12 protein-coding genes are annotated in these 17582 nt (G+C 64.3%); 1 reads left to right on the plus strand and 11 read right to left on the minus strand.

Annotated elements, in window-relative coordinates; translation table 11 throughout:
- Nucleotides 1-2 precede the first annotated feature (2 nt).
- A complete protein-coding gene (locus ABDW49_RS20335; RefSeq protein WP_343614718.1) occupies nucleotides 3-374 on the minus strand; it encodes a nuclear transport factor 2 family protein in 372 nt (123 codons plus the stop codon).
- A gap of 719 nt (nucleotides 375-1093) precedes the next feature.
- On the opposite strand from ABDW49_RS20335, the gene ABDW49_RS20340 reads away from it, so the two are divergent.
- Complete coding sequence (locus tag ABDW49_RS20340) at nucleotides 1094-1882, plus strand: hypothetical protein (protein WP_343614720.1); 789 nt, start codon at nucleotides 1094-1096, stop codon at nucleotides 1880-1882.
- Between the two features lie 997 nt (nucleotides 1883-2879).
- On the opposite strand, the gene ABDW49_RS20345 is transcribed toward ABDW49_RS20340, so the two are convergent.
- The 10 genes from ABDW49_RS20345 to ABDW49_RS20390 form a co-directional block, all read right to left on the minus strand.
- Nucleotides 2880-4106, minus strand: a complete 1227-nt coding sequence (locus tag ABDW49_RS20345; protein WP_343614721.1) for a replication initiator protein A — start codon at nucleotides 4104-4106, stop codon at nucleotides 2880-2882.
- 1147 nt (nucleotides 4107-5253) lie between these two features.
- The gene (locus ABDW49_RS20350; RefSeq protein ID WP_343614723.1) at nucleotides 5254-6327 is read right to left on the minus strand and encodes a ParB/RepB/Spo0J family partition protein; all 1074 of its coding nucleotides are present in this window, start codon (nucleotides 6325-6327) and stop codon (nucleotides 5254-5256) included.
- Between the two features lie 86 nt (nucleotides 6328-6413).
- Entirely contained in the window at nucleotides 6414-7613 is a 1200-nt protein-coding gene (locus ABDW49_RS20355; RefSeq protein ID WP_343617333.1) for an AAA family ATPase, read from the minus strand.
- A gap of 208 nt (nucleotides 7614-7821) precedes the next feature.
- On the minus strand, nucleotides 7822-9252 hold the full coding sequence (locus ABDW49_RS20360) for an efflux transporter outer membrane subunit (protein ID WP_343614725.1): 1431 nt from the start codon (nucleotides 9250-9252) through the stop codon (nucleotides 7822-7824).
- Nucleotides 9249-12413, minus strand: coding sequence for a CusA/CzcA family heavy metal efflux RND transporter (locus tag ABDW49_RS20365; protein WP_343614727.1), 3165 nt, complete (start codon nucleotides 12411-12413; stop codon nucleotides 9249-9251). Before ABDW49_RS20365 ends, ABDW49_RS20360 begins: the two co-directional genes overlap by 4 nt.
- Nucleotides 12414-12427: 14 nt before the next feature.
- The gene (locus ABDW49_RS20370; protein ID WP_343614729.1) at nucleotides 12428-13672 is read right to left on the minus strand and encodes an efflux RND transporter periplasmic adaptor subunit; all 1245 of its coding nucleotides are present in this window, start codon (nucleotides 13670-13672) and stop codon (nucleotides 12428-12430) included.
- A 69-nt stretch (nucleotides 13673-13741) separates the two neighbouring features.
- Nucleotides 13742-15097 (minus strand): HAMP domain-containing sensor histidine kinase, encoded by a 1356-nt coding sequence (locus ABDW49_RS20375; RefSeq protein ID WP_343614731.1) that lies wholly within the window; start codon nucleotides 15095-15097, stop codon nucleotides 13742-13744.
- Entirely contained in the window at nucleotides 15094-15768 is a 675-nt protein-coding gene (locus tag ABDW49_RS20380) for a response regulator transcription factor (RefSeq protein ID WP_343614733.1), read from the minus strand. The genes ABDW49_RS20375 and ABDW49_RS20380 overlap by 4 nt, the downstream gene beginning before the upstream one ends.
- Before the next feature lie 127 nt (nucleotides 15769-15895).
- A complete protein-coding gene (locus ABDW49_RS20385; protein ID WP_343614735.1) occupies nucleotides 15896-17071 on the minus strand; it encodes an ATP-binding protein in 1176 nt (391 codons plus the stop codon).
- A gap of 49 nt (nucleotides 17072-17120) precedes the next feature.
- A complete protein-coding gene (locus ABDW49_RS20390) occupies nucleotides 17121-17573 on the minus strand; it encodes a hypothetical protein (RefSeq protein ID WP_343614737.1) in 453 nt (150 codons plus the stop codon).
- Nucleotides 17574-17582 lie beyond the last annotated feature (9 nt).

Below are 17582 nucleotides of genomic sequence, written 5' to 3' on the forward strand. Positions count from 1 at the left end.
GATCAGCTCAGATCCACGATCCGGGCGAGCTTGCCATCCACGATCGTGATGAACGAAGCGCCGCGCATGGCAAGGGGCTCGCCAACCTTCATCGGTCCGAGATCGACGGCCGGGATGCCTGCCCAATCGACCTGCAAAGCGACGCGATCGCCATCGACAACAGACGTCCTCACGGTTTGCAGCCGGGTGGTGAACATCGCGGCGGCTTGCGTCGCAAGCTCGGCAAAGGCGGAGCGTCCCTCGATCTTCATGCTCTGGCCCGCGTTGGAGACATTCTCGAAAACCACATCATCAGCCACGCAGTTCACCAGCGCGGCAACGTCCTTGCTGTTGTAGGCATCGAGGTAGGTTTGAACGATTGCAGGCAGCGTCATGGACCATGCCCCCTCTTCGAGCAAGGCGCAGCCGCCGCTTCACCATTTGTCCGGGTGAGACAGGGCACGCGCCTCGCGCAAAATTTCCCGAATATCGACGTCGGACGATGCCTGACGGCATCATTGCATTCACGCAGATGGTCCCGACCTGACGTATCAGGCCGGGCGGTTAAATCGTTCGCTGCTTGCGGCTGCGATGTGAGCAAGGAAGATCATGCCCGCAATCTACCGGTCTGAACGAAATTGTCGAGGTACCCTTGCCCGCCATGCCGGGCTTCACCGCGCCCAGCGGTACACCTGATGGTGCGGAGGCCCATCCCGCCCGCTAAATCGCCGAATTGCGCGGTGTTTCGGCGCGGGATAAGGCTCTTTCGGCCCTCTCGATATCGCGTGAAAATGCGCTCGCCATCGCCATGATCAGCGTATGTCATTCATCGTGGACTGAAATAGGCATTTCCGTCTATAAACACCCCATGGCGGGCCCCTCTTCTCCTTTTTCATCCCTTCCCTGGACACCAGATCTTGTCGATGCCTTCGGGGAAGCATGGTCCGCGATCGCCCGGCTTGATGCCCGTGTTTCCGCCAGTTCCCTCGCCCCCGCCTGGCGCTTGCGGGCCAGTTGGTCCGGCTATGCCACCGCATTGCGACTCCAGCAATTCGCGCTGGAAGAAATCGACATTATTGCCCATCAATGCGCCATCCGTCTGGCCGGCCGGCCCATGCCCGTGACGGCTAGCGATCCTTTCGGTGCCTATGATGGCTGGCTTGCGACCCTCGCGCAGAGCGGCGGCCGACATTGGCGCGAGGATCTGCCCTTCACCTTCGATCCGCCGGAAGGATGGAGCGAGGCCCCTGCCCTGATCCGCGCGCTGACCCTGCTGGATGACTGGGCCCGCGCGGATGGCTCGCTTTCGCCCTGGCTCGCCTTTCCGACCGTTCTGCAGCGTATGGGGCTGACCGGCTGCGCCCTGCCCTGTCTGGTCGCTGGCGATGCCGCTCAGCGCTTTGCGCTCGATCCACGCCCCGCCCTGCTCAAGCGGCTCCTCAAGCAGGTGCGGCGCCATGCCGAGGATGGTCTCGTCCGGCTCGAGCGTCTGGAAGATGGTGCCCGGCGCAACGCTGAAGCCATTGCTGCCGAGCATCGCCCCGGCAAGCTGCCGGATCTGGGCCGGATCGCGCTGACCCGCCCCTGCCTTGCCGCCCGGTCGCTGGCCCCTCACCTTGGCCTCACCATTTCGGGTGCGGGGAAGCTGCTTGAACGTGCGGCGAGGCTGGGACTGCTGGTCGAGATATCGGGGCGCGAGACATGGCGTTCCTATGTCACAAGCGACATCGCTCTCGCCCTTGGCCTGACCTCTCCGGATCGAGGGCGCCCGCGTCTTGCCGCTGAGCCCTCGCCTGCCCTCGATGCAATGCTGGCCAGTTTCGATGCGGAGATGGACGAACTCAATGCTCGTCTTGAGCGCCTCGGCATTGGCGTCATGAAGCATCCGGACACGGATATCTGAACCGAGCATCAGGCAAGATATCTGGACGAGCCGAGCATGGCCTCTTGTTCAGAGGCAGGCGCAAGCTGATCGGGCTCTGTGTGCCTAGACCTCTTTGCGCAAATTTGGATGCAATGCCGCTGAAAGCATTTGGCCTGCTCCGACAGGGCCTGATTGGGCTGAAAAAGCGCAAAAATGGGACCGGAAAGGCCCGTTTCGCCCGAATTATCGCGTAAATCACTGTTTTTTCGCCGCGAAAAAGCGATCGATCCAGAGGGGGCTTACAGCGCGAAAACAAGAGTGGGATAGGGGGCTGTGGCCTGACGTCTTCCTTCGCGCTCTACGGGCTTCTCAGGGCAAAATTTGTCATTTCGAATCATCTGGCGCCGGGAATGCCTGTCAAAAAGGGCTGGGTGCGGCAAATTGGGCTCGATGCATGCCTGAGCGAGAGAATTGTGGTTGGAATACGAGGATCGGCTTCCCAAGCCACCCATAGCGACGCTTCCGGCGTTGTAAGCGTGACCAGTCAGATCGGCGCGGCTGAAAGGTCCGGATACAAGCGCAAAGCTCTCCCCTGCCTTCATCCTTTTATCTCACCCCAAAAATAGCCATCTGCAGGGTTAGAGGGGTTAAATCTAGGTTAGATAAGTTAAGGCTCGCCGTAAGGAACGTGACTCGCGGGATTGCGCGGGATAGCCGGATCGGCCCGTTCCTGAAATGTCGAAGAAGCGTTCCTGAAAGATCGACCCGCCGTTCCCGATGGATCGAGATTGCGTTCCCGATAGGTCGAAGCCTGGCTTACGGGCGTTCCCGGAGTGTCGAAGGTGCTGCCAAAGCACCATGATTGTCCGTCGCTTTGAATCAGTTTGCACACCTTCTCGTTCAACAAGCTTCAAACTTCATGCGTGATTGGCGAGGGCTCCGTGATCTCCGTAAATTGTCGTTCCATTTTTGGATGATGCTTCGACCTCGCCCGACACTTCGGGAACGCCCCCTGCCCATCGACGGCACATGTCGCTCAACGCAGGCTGTGCTTGTGCTTTTCGTGGTATCGTTTCACCCATCCGATGAAGGCCTTCTGCCAGTCGACCGGGGTGCGCTGAGCGTCGCCAGCGACCCAGCTTTCGAACTCGCTGTGCAAGGTGTAGAGGTCCCAGCCTGGGCAGGTCGAGCGCAGATGGTCGATGGTCTCGTCGGTCATGAAGCCGCGCGTCGCGGCATCCGACAGGCCCGCGACAGCCTGCCGCACCATCGCGCGGGCGTCGATCAGCGGCTCTGGCTGCGCTGCGGGTTTCTTGGCTGCCTTGGGTTTGGAAGCGACGGGAACGGGCGGCAACTCCTCCCTCTCCCCTTCCCCCTGCCCGGCGGACATGGTCGGCTCGATGTCACGCATCTTTTCCGCGCCATCCTTGCCATCCACGCGGCGCATGCGCAGCATGGGTTCGCCCTCGCGGCTCGTCTCGATCGAGAGCGCATAGCCGGGCAGATCGTTCTTCTCGGCCAGCTTGAGCATTTCGAATTTGAAGCGGCGATACTGCCCTTCGGCGCCCGACTTCTCGAACAATACCGGCATGGAGATGGCAAAGCCGGCCTCCCCTGCCCCGCCCGCATGCTTTCGCGCCACCTTGTAGAGCCAGCGCTCGCGCCCGCCAGTGATGGCGAAATAGGCGCGGTCGATCGACAGCACCCCGCCCTTCATCATCACCCCTTCCCAGAACCAGTTCGACAGTTCGATGGTCATGCCCCGCGAACGTTCGGTCTTTTCATCGACCAATTGCGTCCAGCCATCGAGCCAGCTGAAGGTCGCCTCGCGGCGGTTTTCAGCGCGGATGTTGGTCTTGATGGTGGTGGCCACCAGACGGTCGAGCGCCTGCCCGAGCAGTTCGTAAGCGCGCCCTGTCGTCGGACGGCCGATGGCGCGCAGCAAATCATAAGGCATGATGTTGAGCTTGCGTGGCACATCATTGGTGCCCCGCCGCGCCATATCGGCCAGCACGCTGGCGCAATAGATCAGAATGTCCGCATCCCAGATCGTGGCCATGCCATAATCGGCATTGGCCGAGACATGCACCCACAGCTTGCCATCGGGACTGGTGTAGTCGATGGGGTTGGAGCGCTTGGACTTGGCCAGGCTAAAGAACGGGCGCTCCATCATCTCCCGCTGATCGCGCAAGGCGAGGTCGGAGATATAGGGCAGGAACAGGTCGAACTGATCCGCGATGGGTTGTTTACGGGCTTTGGTCACCAGCGTTTCTTAGCGAAGTTTCCCTGGGGAAACCACTGGCGATGAGTTTGGAACAGTGGAAACGGGCGGCGTGTTCCTTTTGCCTGTTGGAGATGTCGATCGCCGATATCTTTGCAGCATAGTGGCAAGGCCGGCAGCAGAACTTGCCGCGATTTTGCGCGGGGATGCCGGGCTCCAGATATGGTTTTCGAAAATGCCATAAAGGTTGGGGAGGGGGCAGCGCAGGCTTGGCCTGACCCGTCTTGGAATGGGGTGAGCCGCGACAGGGTCTGCTGTCTTTCATGGGGGCTCTGAAATCGGATCGTTCAAGGCCCGCTGGGTCTGGTCTGTTTCTGGTCGATTGACGCGATCGTCATGTACCGGGGAGGCTTCACCTTGGGCAACTCGCGTTGACGATACCAGCGTGCAAGGTCCGCGATCAGCCTTTATGCGGTGGCGTCAGCGCGGCGTTGATCAGAGCATCTCGACAGAGTACGGCTGCTGCCTAGCAAGTGCCTTATGGCATGTTCACGCAGTTTTGCGCCCTGCTGACGCTTTCCCGGCATCAAACGTGACCGATTTGAATGGAGAGCTTTTGGTGAGGGGGCGGCATGCGTTATGTTCTAGTGCGGCTATCTCGAGGTGATCGCTGGCAGAATGCAAAGTGCGGGTTAGCAGCCTTGGCACCCGCATGTTCAGACGTCTTACGAGGAGACGAGCGCGTCCTGCCACCTCAACGTATGGATGATCTGTGTTTGCGGCTCGTGCCTTTATAGCGCCCACTCTGACACAGCTTATGGGAGAGCGAGATCTGTTGGGTTTGGCAGGAGGATGCTTCAGGAAAGGTTTGTGAAACATGGGCTCAAGCGAATGCTGCCGATCTGCCGGTGACCCAGACGGTTTTCTCTGCGCTTTCTGCCGACTGGCGCTGAGGGAGGCCTAAAGTCTGCCTGATCGACATGGTCTTGCGCGGAAGGCTCATCCGCAGGGCAAAGGCTGTGAAACAAAGAGGCTTTCCAGCAAACCGGCCGCACTACCTCATGGCACAGGATCACCCGCCGACACCTGATCCATCCCGGCCCCGGTTTCCCCGGGGAAACAAAAAACCGCCATGTTTCCCCGGGGAAACACGGCGGTTTGAGGGCAGGGGCTAACCCGCAGCTTGCGGTCAGGGGCGAACGCCCTTGCCTTGCTCTTCCAGACTGATCAAAGCCTGACGGAAGGCTTCGACCAGCTCGTCGATATGCGCGCCAGACCCGGCATGCACCCGCACGGTGGCGCCCTGCCGATTGGTCGAAACCACCGACAGGCCTGAGCGCCCATGCGGCGACAGCCAATTGTAGATCGGACCGGCCGGCGGCGTCTCGGCATGGGGCGCTGCCAGCAGGCGGGTCAGCACTTCGGCGGCGGGCAGGGCAGGCGCCCCGGTCCGCACCCGCGTTGCCTGTTCGGAGGCAAGCCCCTTGGCCGCCTTCAAAATCGATGCGGCTGCCAGCCTGTCATCCATCGCCTGCGCCAGCGGATAGGCGGGCTTCAACTGCACCTCGGCGGGGGAGGCAAAGGCCGCCACCACCGCATCGGGCAGGCTCGCCACCTTCAGCATTTTCGACAGCCAACCCTTGGAGAGCTTCAGCCGTTCGGCCATGCGGCTCTGGTGATTGCCGTAATGTGATTTCAGCGCGGCGGCATAATTGCGCGCCCGCTCCAGATCCGAAACGTCCTTGCGCGCGCGATTTTCCAGATCGGCCAGACGGAAGGCCGCCTCGTCATCAAGCTGCGCCACCTGCGCGACGAACATCATCTCCGGATAGGAGTGCGCCCGCAGCCACGAGATCGACCAGTGGCGCCGCGTGCCCGCAATCACCTCATAGTCGTAATTCGGGTCCCCCTCGATCCGGCGCACCACCGCGGGCACTTTCTGGCCCCCTTCCGCGACGATGGAATCGAGCAGCTCCTGACAGGAGGCTTCGGTCAGATGCTCATAGGAACGGGCATTGCCGCTCCACACCCGGACCTTGGCCGGGTCCAGCAGCAATTGCGTGACCTGACGTACCTCGCCGCTGGCCACACGGGCCAAAGCGCTCTCACGCCCGAGCAGGGTTGTGCCGCGCGCGCGCTGAGCCCGCAAATCCGGAGCAGGGGAGGGGGCGGATTGTGTCGGCACCTCTTCCGTCGATACTTCGGGAACGCTCTCGTCATCAGCAAGAAGGGCGGCGAGATAGTCGGATTGTTTGCGCGCCATATCAGCTCCGGTCCGTATGCGAGCGAGTCAGGGAAAGGTTGAACATATCGCGAACGGCGATATGTAGGCAAGCTTTCGCCAGAGACTTACAGTGCGGCATGGAGCACATCCTCCTCACGCGCCGGCGTCACTCGGCCCCAGCCCTGGCGCATCAACTGCTCGATCTGGGCCAGCGCCTCGTCGAGGTTGGCCTTGCAGCGCTTGTGGGTCTTGGCGGTGCCGACCGGCTTTTCCAGCTCATAGACCGTCATCATGCGCAGGGCGGCATGGCTGATCTCGGCGCTTTCCAGAATCGGCACCGGCAGCAGGGCGGGGCCAAAGGCCTGCTCCATGATCGAGCGGACCATGGCATGGCTGGGATCGTTGCCGTCGAACTTCGAACAGATCAGGCGAACAAACTGGTAATCAACGGTAATTCCCGCCTCGACCAACTGGCCGATCACCTGATCCATCATCGAGAGGAACTGCACCGTCGAGCAGAAATCGGGCGTGGTCGCGGCCAGCGGCACCAGCAGCGCATTGGCCGCCTGCATCACCGCCAGCGAGATCGTGCCCAGCGCCGGCGGCGGATCGAGCAGCACCACATCGTAATTGCGCGCCAGATCGAGCAGACCCTGCTTCAGCTTGCGGAAACGCGCGGCCAGCACCGATTGCCCGTCGGCGCCTGCAGCGGCCAGTTCGTACTCCACATCGAACAGCTCCAGATTCGACGGGATCAGGTCGACATTGGGCCAGGCGGTGGGCTTCACCGCATAGAGCAGATCGGCCTGAGTCGGGTCGATCGACAGATAGGGGTATAGCGTTTCCTCACGCGTGATGTTGAAATGCGGGTTGAAGCCGAACAGCGTGGTGGTGGTGGCCTGGCTGTCGCAATCGACGACCAGCACGCGATAGCCCTGCACCGCGAAATGATGCGCCAGATGGGTGGTGACGGTCGATTTGCCGACGCCGCCCTTGAAGTTCTGCACCGCGATCATCGCGGGCACATCCATCGGCGCGCGGGCCGGAGAGGCGCCCAGCACCTCGCGCATGTTGAGCATATCCTGCACCGAATAGCCGATTCGGCGCCCGTTTTCGCCCTGCGGGGCAGGGGGCAGGCGCCCGTCATCCTCGGCCATGCGGATGCGGTTGGTCGAGCAGCCCAGCAATTGCGCGGCCTCGGCAATGCCGAAACGGACATTGAGCGCTTTGCGGCTGTCCGGCAGGAAGGCCTTGCGCCGCAAGCGCTCGATCATCTTTTCGCCGGCGGCGGCCAGATCACCGATCTGGCTGACGATGGGGTGCATGGGGGAAGAATCGGGAGTATCTGAATGCATTGCCGCACCCGCCTGAAAAATTGAAGCTTTCAGCTACTCCAATCTCAGAAATTGGTTCAAGTGGCAATAGATTTTACAAAAGTGAGCCGCCCCATCAAGAACATTGGGCCTCTCAGGGCCAAAAGCTGCGTTTCCGCTGACCAGACAGCCCCAAATTCCGGCCGCCTCCCGCCGACATCTAGGAAGACCACCCGCCGCCCAATGCCTCAAACAGGGCGGCCGTATCGGTGAGTCGCGCGGTCTGTGCCTGCACCAGCGCCTGCTCGGCCTGACGCAGCGTCTGTTCCGCGGCCAGCATGGTGGCAAAAGCGATCTGGCCCTGCTGATACTGGCGCTGGGCGATGATCAGGCTGGCCTCAGCGCTGCGCTGGGCTTGCACCGCGGCATCCAGCGCGGCGGCATCGCTCTGCAGCGCCTGCAACACATCGGCGACATTCTGAAACGCCCCCAGCACCGCCGAGCGATATTGCGCATCCGCCTGCCGGTAAGCCGCCTGAGCCGCCCGCTGTTTGTGAAGCAGGCTGCCGCCCGCAAAGATCGGCTGTGTGATCCCGCTCCCCACGGACCAGAAACTGTTGGCCACGGACAGCAGATTGCTCCAGCCCCCCGATTGGCCGCCTGCGCTGGCGCTCAGCGTCAGTTGCGGCAGGCGGTTGGCGATGGCCACGCCCACACCCGCGCTGGCAGCATGGAGATTGGCCTCCGCCGCGCGCACATCCGGGCGCTGCCTTACCAGCGCCGAGGGCAGGGACAGCGGCAGATCGCGGGGCAGGGTGACCTGATCGAGATCGATCCCGGCGACCGGCCCATCTCCCGCGCTGCCGCCGGTCAGGTAGGCCAGCAGATCGCGGCTTTGCGCCAAGGCACGCTGCAAGGGGGGCAAAGCCGCGCGGCTCTGGGCCAGCAACGCCTCCTGCGCCAGCACATCGGCGCCCGCCGCCTGACCCTGCGCCTGCTGGCGGTGCAGGATCTCCAGGGTCTCGCTCTGGATGGCGATCATGCGTTGCTGCGCGGCGATCTGGCCGCGCAGGGAGGCCTCCTGAAAGGCGGTGGCGGCCACGGTGTTGATCAGCGAGATGCGCGCGCCTTCGGTCTGGAAGCGCTGGGCGTCGAACTGGGCATGGGCCTGCTCCACCCCGCGCCGGTTGGCGCCGAAGAGGTCGAGCGTATAGCCCACCGTCACCTGAGCGGTCTGCAGGCTGTAGGTATAGCTGTTGTCCCCTGGCACGGCCGAGAGATATTGCGAGCTCTTGTTGCGGCTGCTGCCCGCCCCGGCATCCACCGAGGGGAACAGCACGCCGCGCTGTGCCCGCCAGCTTTCCCTGGCCTGATCCAGAGCGGCGCGCGCAGCGGCCAGATCGCTGTTGGCGGCCAAAGCGCGGGTGATCAGCGCATCGAGCTGCTCCGATCCGAACAGGCGCCACCAATCCTGCGCGGGCGCGCCGTCATGCACTTGCTGCGTGCCACCGGCGAGACCCTCGGGCGCGGCCATCGGTGTGATGGGCTCGGGCGTATAGGCCTGCTGTTTGGGCGCGGCGGGCTGGTGGAAATCGGGACCGACCGCGCAGCCGCCCAGCAGCAGAATCAGGCCCAGCGAGGCGCGCTTCATGCCACGTCCTCCTGATGCCGGACGGGGTGGGGCTGGCGCTTGGAGAAGAGGTCGATCATCACCGGCAGCACGATCAGGATCAGCACCGGGGCCAGCAGAATGCCGCCCACCACCACCAGCGCCAGCGGCTTCTGCACCTGAGAGCCGATCCCGCTGGACAAGGCGGCGGGCAGCAGGCCGACACAGGCCGCGATGCAGGTCATCATCACCGGACGGAAGCGGGTGCGCGCGGCATGCAGCACCGCTTCGCTACGTGCCATGCCGCTGCCCAGCAACTGGTTGAAATAGGCCAGCACCAGAATGCCCTCCATCACCGAAATCCCGAACAGCCCGATAAAGCCGATCGCCGCCGAAACGCTGAAGGCCGTGCCGGTAAAGGCCAGAATCAGCACGCCGCCCACCAGCGCCATGGGCATCACGCTGGCCGCCAGCGCCATATCCGTCAGCGAGCCGAAGTTGAGGAACAGCAGCAGCATGATCAGCGCCAGGCTGATCGGCACCACCACCTCAAGGCGGGCCATGGCGGCCTGAAGGTCGCCGAACTCGCCCACCCATTCGAGGCGGCTGCCCGGCGGCAGGCTGACCTGCCTGTCGATCTTCTGCTGGGCTTCCAGCACCGCGCCGCCCAGATCGCGCCCGCGCACGCTGAACTTGATCGGGATGTAGCGCGACTGGTTCTCGCGATAGATAAAGGAATAGCCCGAAACGAGGTTCACATCGGCCACGGTGGAAAGCGGCACCTGCGCCACCCCGCCAGTGGAATTAGGCACGGCCACAGGAATGGCGCGAATAGCATCGAGCCGATCACGGAACTGGGGGGCCAGACGGATCATGATCGGGAAGTTGCGATCCGACCCATACTCATAGAGGTTGCCCGCCGCCTGACCGCCGATCGCCGCCTGCACCACCGCGTTGATATCGCCGGGGGCGAGGCCGTAATGCGCCGCCTTGTCGCGGTTGATCTTGATGTTCACCGTGGGCTGGCCCAGCGCATCGAAGACCGACAGATCGGTGATGCCGCGCACCCCGGCCATGATGTTTTTGATCTGATAGGCTGTCTTTTCCAGCGATTCCAGATCATTGCCGTAGAGCTTCACCGAATTGGCGCCCTTCACGCCGCTGGCGGCTTCCTCGACATTGTCCTCGATGTTTTGGGAGAAATTGAACTCCACGCCGGGGAAGGGCGCGGCCAGCTCCTCATTGACCTGTTTGGTCAGCTTGTCCTTGGTCATGCCGCTGGGCCACTGGCTGGTGGGCTTGAGGGGCACGTAAAATTCGGCGTTGAAGAAGCCGGTGGTGTCGGTGCCGTCATCGGGGCGGCCCAGTTGCGAGATCACCGTCTTAACCTCGGGATATTTCATCAGCATATGGCGCATGCGGTTCACATGGCCCTGCGCTTCCTCAAGGCTGATCGAGGGGGGCAGCGTGGCGCGGATCCAGAAATTGCCCTCCTCCAGCTTGGGCAGGAATTCCAGACCCAGGCCACCCACCGCGATCCCCGCCGCCAGCAGCAGCGCGCCCATCCCGCCCAGCGCGACGATGCGGTTGGCCAGCGCGAAACGGATCGCCGGATCATAGACGCGGCGCATGGCGCGCACGATCAGCGTTTCCTTCTCCTCCTCATGCTCGCGCAGCAGCAGGGCCGACAGCACCGGCGCCACGGTGAAGGTGGCGATCAGCCCGCCGACGATGGCATAGGCATAGGTCTTGGCCATCGGCCCGAAGATATGCCCCTCCACGCCTGACAGGGTGAAGAGCGGCAGAAACCCGGCGATGATGATCGCGGCGGCGAAGAAGATCGCCCGGTTCACCTCTGTGGCGGACAGCTCGATGATGCCCAGCTTGCCGAAGAAGCTCTGGATGCCGCCCTGATGGTCGAGCGCGCCGGTGGCGGCAAAACGCTGCTTCGGAGGCTGCGCCAGATGGCGGAAGATGTTCTCCACCATGATGACCGTGGCATCCACGATCAGCCCGAAATCGATGGCGCCGACCGAGAGCAGATTGGCCGACTCCCCGCGCAGCACCATGATGATGATGGCAAAGGCCAAAGCGAAAGGAATGGTCGCCGCCACGATGACAGCGCTGCGCAAGGTGCCCAGAAACACCCATTGCACCAGGAAAATCAGCACCACGCCGAAGATCATGTTCTCCAGCACGGTATGGGTGGTGACATCGATCAGATCGGTGCGGTCATAGATCTTTTCCAGATGGACACCGGGGGGCAGAATGCCCTCCTTGTTGACCTTGTCGATCTCGGCTTCCACGGCTTTCAGGGTTGGCAGGCTGGCCTCGCCCCGGCGCATCAGGATGATGCCCTGAACGATGTCGTCATCCTCATCCTGACCCACAATGCCCAGACGCGGTTCATTCCCCACCGAAACCGTGGCGATGTCCTTCACCTGCACCGGGCGGCCCCCGGCGGGCGTGGCCACCAGCGTGTCGCGAATATCGTCCATCGTGTGGATCAGGCCCACGCCGCGCACCACGGCGGCCTGCGGGCCAAGCTGGATCGTCTGGCCGCCCACATTGCCATTGGCGTTGTTGATGGCGGTCAGCACCTGCGCCAGCGAGAGGCCATAGCTCACCAGCTTGCGCTGATCGACGGTGACTTCGTAGGTCTTGCTCTTGCCGGCCCAGCCATTGACGTCGATCACGCCGGGCACCGCCTTGAAGCGGCGCTGCAGGATCCAGTCCTGAATGGTCTTGAGATCGGTGACCGAATAATTCTTCGGCCCGCGAATGCGATAGCGATAGATCTCGCCGATGGGGCTGGTGGGCGAGATGCCCGGCTGCGCGCCATTGGGCATCGGCGGCAATTGCGACAGGGCATTGATGACCTGCTGCTTGGCCTGCTCGTAATCATAGTCGAAGGTGAATTGCACGCGCACGTCGGACAGGCCGAAGAGCGAGATCGTCTCCACCTTCTTGACGTTCTTGATGCCCGCCAGCTGGATTTCGACCGGAATGGTGATCGAACGCTCGATCTCGCTGGCCGATTGACCGCTGTTTTGCGTGACGATCTCGACCATGGGGGGCACGGGATCGGGGTAGGCCTCGATGTTGAGCAGACGGAAGGCGACAGCGCCCCCGGCCAGAAACACGCCCAGCACGATCAGCACCATGATGCGCTGACGCAGGGCAAAGGCGACGATGGGGTTCATATCCGCGTTACCCCTCAATCGGCTTTGGCGCCGCGGTCGATAAACAGGCTGCCCGCGGTGACGACCGTGTCGCCATCCTTCAGCCCGCCGGTGATCTCCACGCGGCCATCCACCGTGGCGCCGGTGGTGACAGGGCGCAGGCCCAGGCGATGCGTGCGGGGCAAAGCGATCCACACGCGGGCGGTGTTGCCCTCATAGATCACCGCCTCCTGGTCGACGGAGAGCGATTGCCGCTCGCTGCCCGTCAGCAGCGAGAAAGTGGCGAAGGTTTCCGGCTTCAAATGGCCGTCGTGATTGGCGATTTCGGCGCGCACCAGCAGGCGGCGGGAGGCAGGGTCGATGCTGGGCGCGACATAGGTGAGCCGCGCCTGCAAGGCCTGCCCGACATAGGGCCGCACCTGAACCATCTGGCCGATATGGGCGCGCGGCGCATCCTCCTCGCGCAGATTGCCCACCAGCCAGACCTTGCGGAAGTCGGAGATGGTGAAGGCCTGCGTGGCATTGCCGCCGCCCGATACGCTGCCGATGTTCTGGCCCAGACCGATCAGCCGCTGGGTGACGATCCCGTCGACCGGCGCCCGCACGATGGCCTCGCCATGGCCACTGGCACCGGCGCCATCGGCGCCAAGGATGCGCAGGCGGTTCTGCACCGCGACCAGCCCGGCCTGCGCATTGCGGCGCGCGGCGTCCGCGCTGGCCAGATCGGTCTGGCTCTGCTGCCAGTCCTTCAGCGCGGCGCCCTTGTGGTCATAGAGGTCGTGCTGGCGCGCTTCGGCATCGTGGCTCTGGCGGTATTGCGCCTCGGCCGAGGCGATGGCGCCGCGTGCGCTGACCAGATCGCTTTGCGCCTGCACGAATTCGCTGGCGACCACGGTGAACAGCGGCGTGCCCGCATGCACCAGATCGCCCGCCTTGGCCATGATCCGCACGACCCGCCCCGTATAGGGCGAGAAGACCGGCGTGGTCAGATCATCGTCCACCGCGATCTTGCCGTCGCTGGTGGCGGCATCGGTAAAGTTGCTGGCGTGGACGGTCTCGAAGCGCAAGGTCGCCCATTCGCGGTCGGTGGCGGCGAAGGTGCCGTCCTGCGGGGGAGCAGGCGGCGGGGGCGGCGGCGGCATGATCGCATGCCACAGCAGCGGCACCAGCCAGAACAGCGCGATCACCACCGCCAGCAAGGCGCCCGTGATCCACCATTGCCGGTGCCTGCCCAGCACGGGCACGGGCGTGTCCTGTCCATCCGTGGCGATATGATCCATGCGCTGCGACCCCGATTGCAAACAATCGGGCCGGGCTAGGCGGGCTTGCTTACATGAACCTTACGGGGCTCAGGCTGGCGGCAAATGCAGCGTAAAACAGGCCCCTCCCAGCGGCGAGGCCCCGGTTTCCAGCCGTCCGCGATGCACCTCGACGATGCGCTGGACGATGGAGAGGCCCAGCCCGGCGCCGTCGCTGCGGCGGTGGTCGGCGCGCCAGAAGCGGCGGGCCAGCTTGCCGTGATCGGCTTGAGCGATGCCGGGGCCGTCATCGGCCACACTGACGCTGCCGGAGGGGGCCAGCGCCACCTCGATCACCGTGCCGCCCGGCGTGTGGAGCAGGGCGTTCTCGATCAGATTGGTCAGCGCCATGGTCAGCAGGCCCGCATTGCCGGTCACCATCACCGCAGCTTCACCGCCCAGCACGGCGATGGTGCGCCCCTCGGCCAGCACGCGCGGGGTCATCTCGGCCACGGTGGCAATGGCGACCTCGCCCAGATCGAGCGGGGCCAGCGAGGCCTTGGCGGCATTCTCCATGCTGGCCAGATCGCGCAATTGCGCCAGCACATGCGTCATGCGGGCGATCTCCCCCTCCAGCCCCGCGCGCTGGGGCGCATCGCCCAGCGTGGCGACCTGCAGTTGCATCGTGGCCAGCGGCGTGCGCAATTCATGCGCCACATTGCCGGCAAACTCCTCCACCTGATGCAGCGCGGCGGAGAGGCGCTCGATCAGATCATTGGTGGCATGAACCAGCACACGCGCCTCGGCGGGCAGGCCGCTTTCATCGATCCGCGCGCCGGGCGTGCGGGGATGGATGGCGGCGGCGTTGCGCGCGGCGCGGCGCAGACCCCGCAGCGATCCCCACAGGATGATGCCATTGACCAGCGGCATCAGCGCCAGCAGCCCCACCAGCACCACCCAATAGGTGCCGAGGAATTTGCGCACCACATCGTCCACCACGGCGCCGGGCTGGGTCTGATCCTGCGTGACCACCACCCAGAGGTGCTGCTCACCTTGCCGGATGGGCAGGCTCAACCCGACCAAGGGGCCGATCTCGAACCGGTGCGGCGTGGCTCCGCGCAGATCGGCGGGCCAACTGGCGGGCTGGGCAAAGCGGCTGGCGGCCAGCGTGCGGCCCTGCGCGTCCAGCACCGCATAGGCGCGCCCGTCATAGCCCGAGGCGTAGATCGGCTGCTCGGTGGCGGGCAGGGCCATGCGCCATGTGCCGTCGGGCGCAGGCCGCATCGCGGAGGCAAGCATCTGGGCCTGCTGGCGCAGCATATCCTTCTCGATTGTCGCCACCGAACTGCGCATCACCGATTGCGCCAGCAGCGGCAGCAGCACGCAGGCGACCAGAATGGTGATCGCCTCGACCAGCAGAATGCGCGTCAGCAGAGCGCCGGAGAGGTGGCGCAGGCGCGGGATCATTGGCGCGCCCGCATCAGATAGCCCACGCCGCGCACGGTGACGATCTCGGCCAGACTGCCCGCCTGATCCAGCTTTTGCCGCAGGCGGTGGACATAGACCTCGATGGCGTTGGAGCCCAGCGTGTCGCCCGCGCCGAAAAGCTGATCCTCGGCGAGGCGTTTGGTCACCACCAGCCCGGCGCGGCGCATCAGCAGGGCCAGCAGCGCGCCTTCCCTCTGGGACAGCGCCACGCTTTCACCGTCGACCTTGAGGCCCTGGTTGTCGATATCGAAACTGAGGTTGGCGCAGACCACCTCGCGCCCCTGAAAGCTGCCGTTGCGGCGCAGCACCGCGCGCAGGCGGGCCATCAGCTCATCGGGCGAGAAGGGCTTGGCGAGGTAATCGTCCGCCCCCTTGTCCAGCCCGCTGATCCGCGCATCCAGCGTGCCCCGCGCGGTCAGCACGATCACCGGCATGGTGCTGCCCCGTGCCCGCAGGTCCCCCAGCAGCTCCAGCCCGTCACCATCGGGCAGGCCCCGGTCGAGGATCAGCGCGGCATAATGGCCCGCGCGCAGCATCAGCGCGGCATCCTCGCGGGCCTGCGCATGGTCCACCGCAAAGCCGGCCTTGTCGAACACGCCGGTCAGCGCGGAGGCCAGGGCAGCATCATCTTCAACCAGCAGGATGCGCATGGCGAGGCTCTTCCCGATGATGTTGCAAGCTTGACCCTTCGAATGGACCGGTGTCGCTGCCTGGGGTCAGGCCGGCCGGTGCATATGTCAAGATGGATAGGCCCGGAACCGGGGGGCGGGGCAAAAATCAGCCTTCGGGCATCACCCGATGGATAAAGGCGTCGAACAGGGGCACGGTGAAGGCGGTGTCGCCATGCGCCGGGCTGTAGAGCATGCCCTTGGTGATCAGGCTGTTGCGGGTGGGCGCGACGCTGGACACCTTGAGGCCAAGCTGCTCGGCAATGTCCCCCGAGCGATGCGGGCCGGCGCCCAGCGCGGCCATGGCCCGCAGATAGCGCTTTTCCGCTGGGGTCAGCCGGTCGAAACGCACGCGAAAGAAGCTGGCGTCGAGTTCGGCCAGCGCGCTGCGCGTGGCCAGTTCCACATGCTCGACCGTGATCGGCGAGCTTTCGGCGGTGTCCCAGCTATGCTTGCCCCATTCCTGCAGGAAATAGGGATAGCCCTGAGTCTGCCCAAACACGGCGTCGAGCGCTTCGGGTTGAATCGTCTCTTCCTCGCGCTCGATGGGCAGCCGAATCGCGGTGCGGGCGGCATCGGCATCGAGCGGGCCGACCTCGATGAATTCGAACAATCGCTCGGCATAGGATTTGGCGCGGCCCATCTGGCCCAGCAATTGCGGCAGGCCCGCCGCCAGCATGGTGACCGGCAGCTGCTTCTGATTGGCCCTGTGCAGCGCGCTGATCAGCGCGGCGAGCTGTTCCTCGGGCACATATTGCAGCTCGTCGATTACCAGCACGATGGCGCTGTCGCGTTCGCGCGCGGCCTCCCCCACCGCCACGATCAGATCGGCCAGATCCGCGTCGAGGTCGCCGCTGTCGGCCAGACCGGGCTCGGGTTTCACATCGAGCGCGACCTCCAGATCGGCATATTTGACCTTCAGCTTGGCAAAACCGGCCAGCGCGCGCAGGGCGCGGGTCACGCCTGCCGTGGCCTGCTTCATCCGGTCCATCCGGAGCAGCGCCGCGCGCAGCGAGGGCACCAGAATGCCGGGCAGCGAGCGATTCTCCGGCGCCTCGATCGAGACGATGGTAAAGCCTTCGCCCTCGGCCGCATCGCGCATGCGCGAGAGCAGCACGGTCTTGCCCACGCCGCGCAGACCATAGAGAATGCTGGGGCGCGCGGCCCGGCCGACCCGAATCCGGTCCAGCGCGACGGCATTGCGTTCCAGCAGATCCTCGCGACCCGCGAGTTCGGGCGGCGGCGTTCCGGCACCGGGAGCGAAGGGGTTGCGGCGGGCATCCATAGGAAGCTTATGTCAGTTTATCGAATTTCTGTAAACTGTCCTAACCTTCCTATGGATGCGAAGCGGGCGCCGCCGATCTGAGTTCGGGCGGAAGCTGATCGAGCGGGCAATAGCGATAGGTCGTGCCGCCTTTGGCGGGCATGCTGAAGGTCAGCGCATCGGGCACATCGATGGTCTGGCGCTCGGTGAAACGCTTGCCCGGCCCGCTGCCCGCATCGATGCAGGACTGGGTGACGCTGTAGCGATAGCCATAGCCGCTGCGCCGTTTCGACAGGACGCGGGCAACGCAGGCACGCGTATGGGCCGTGCTGATGCCCTTGCCGTCATAGCGGCGCAGCGCGGCATTGGCGGGGTCCTGACAGCGCGCGCCGCTGGCGACGAACAGGCCGGGCTTCAGCCTGTACACCCCGCCGGGCCTGGGCGAGCGATCGACCTCGGCCATGGCGGATGAGGCGATCAGCGCGGTAAGACCAAACAGCACAAAGCGGGGCAGTCGCATCATATGGCTTCT

The organism is Novosphingobium sp., assembly GCF_039595395.1.
Lineage (GTDB): Bacteria > Pseudomonadota > Alphaproteobacteria > Sphingomonadales > Sphingomonadaceae > Novosphingobium.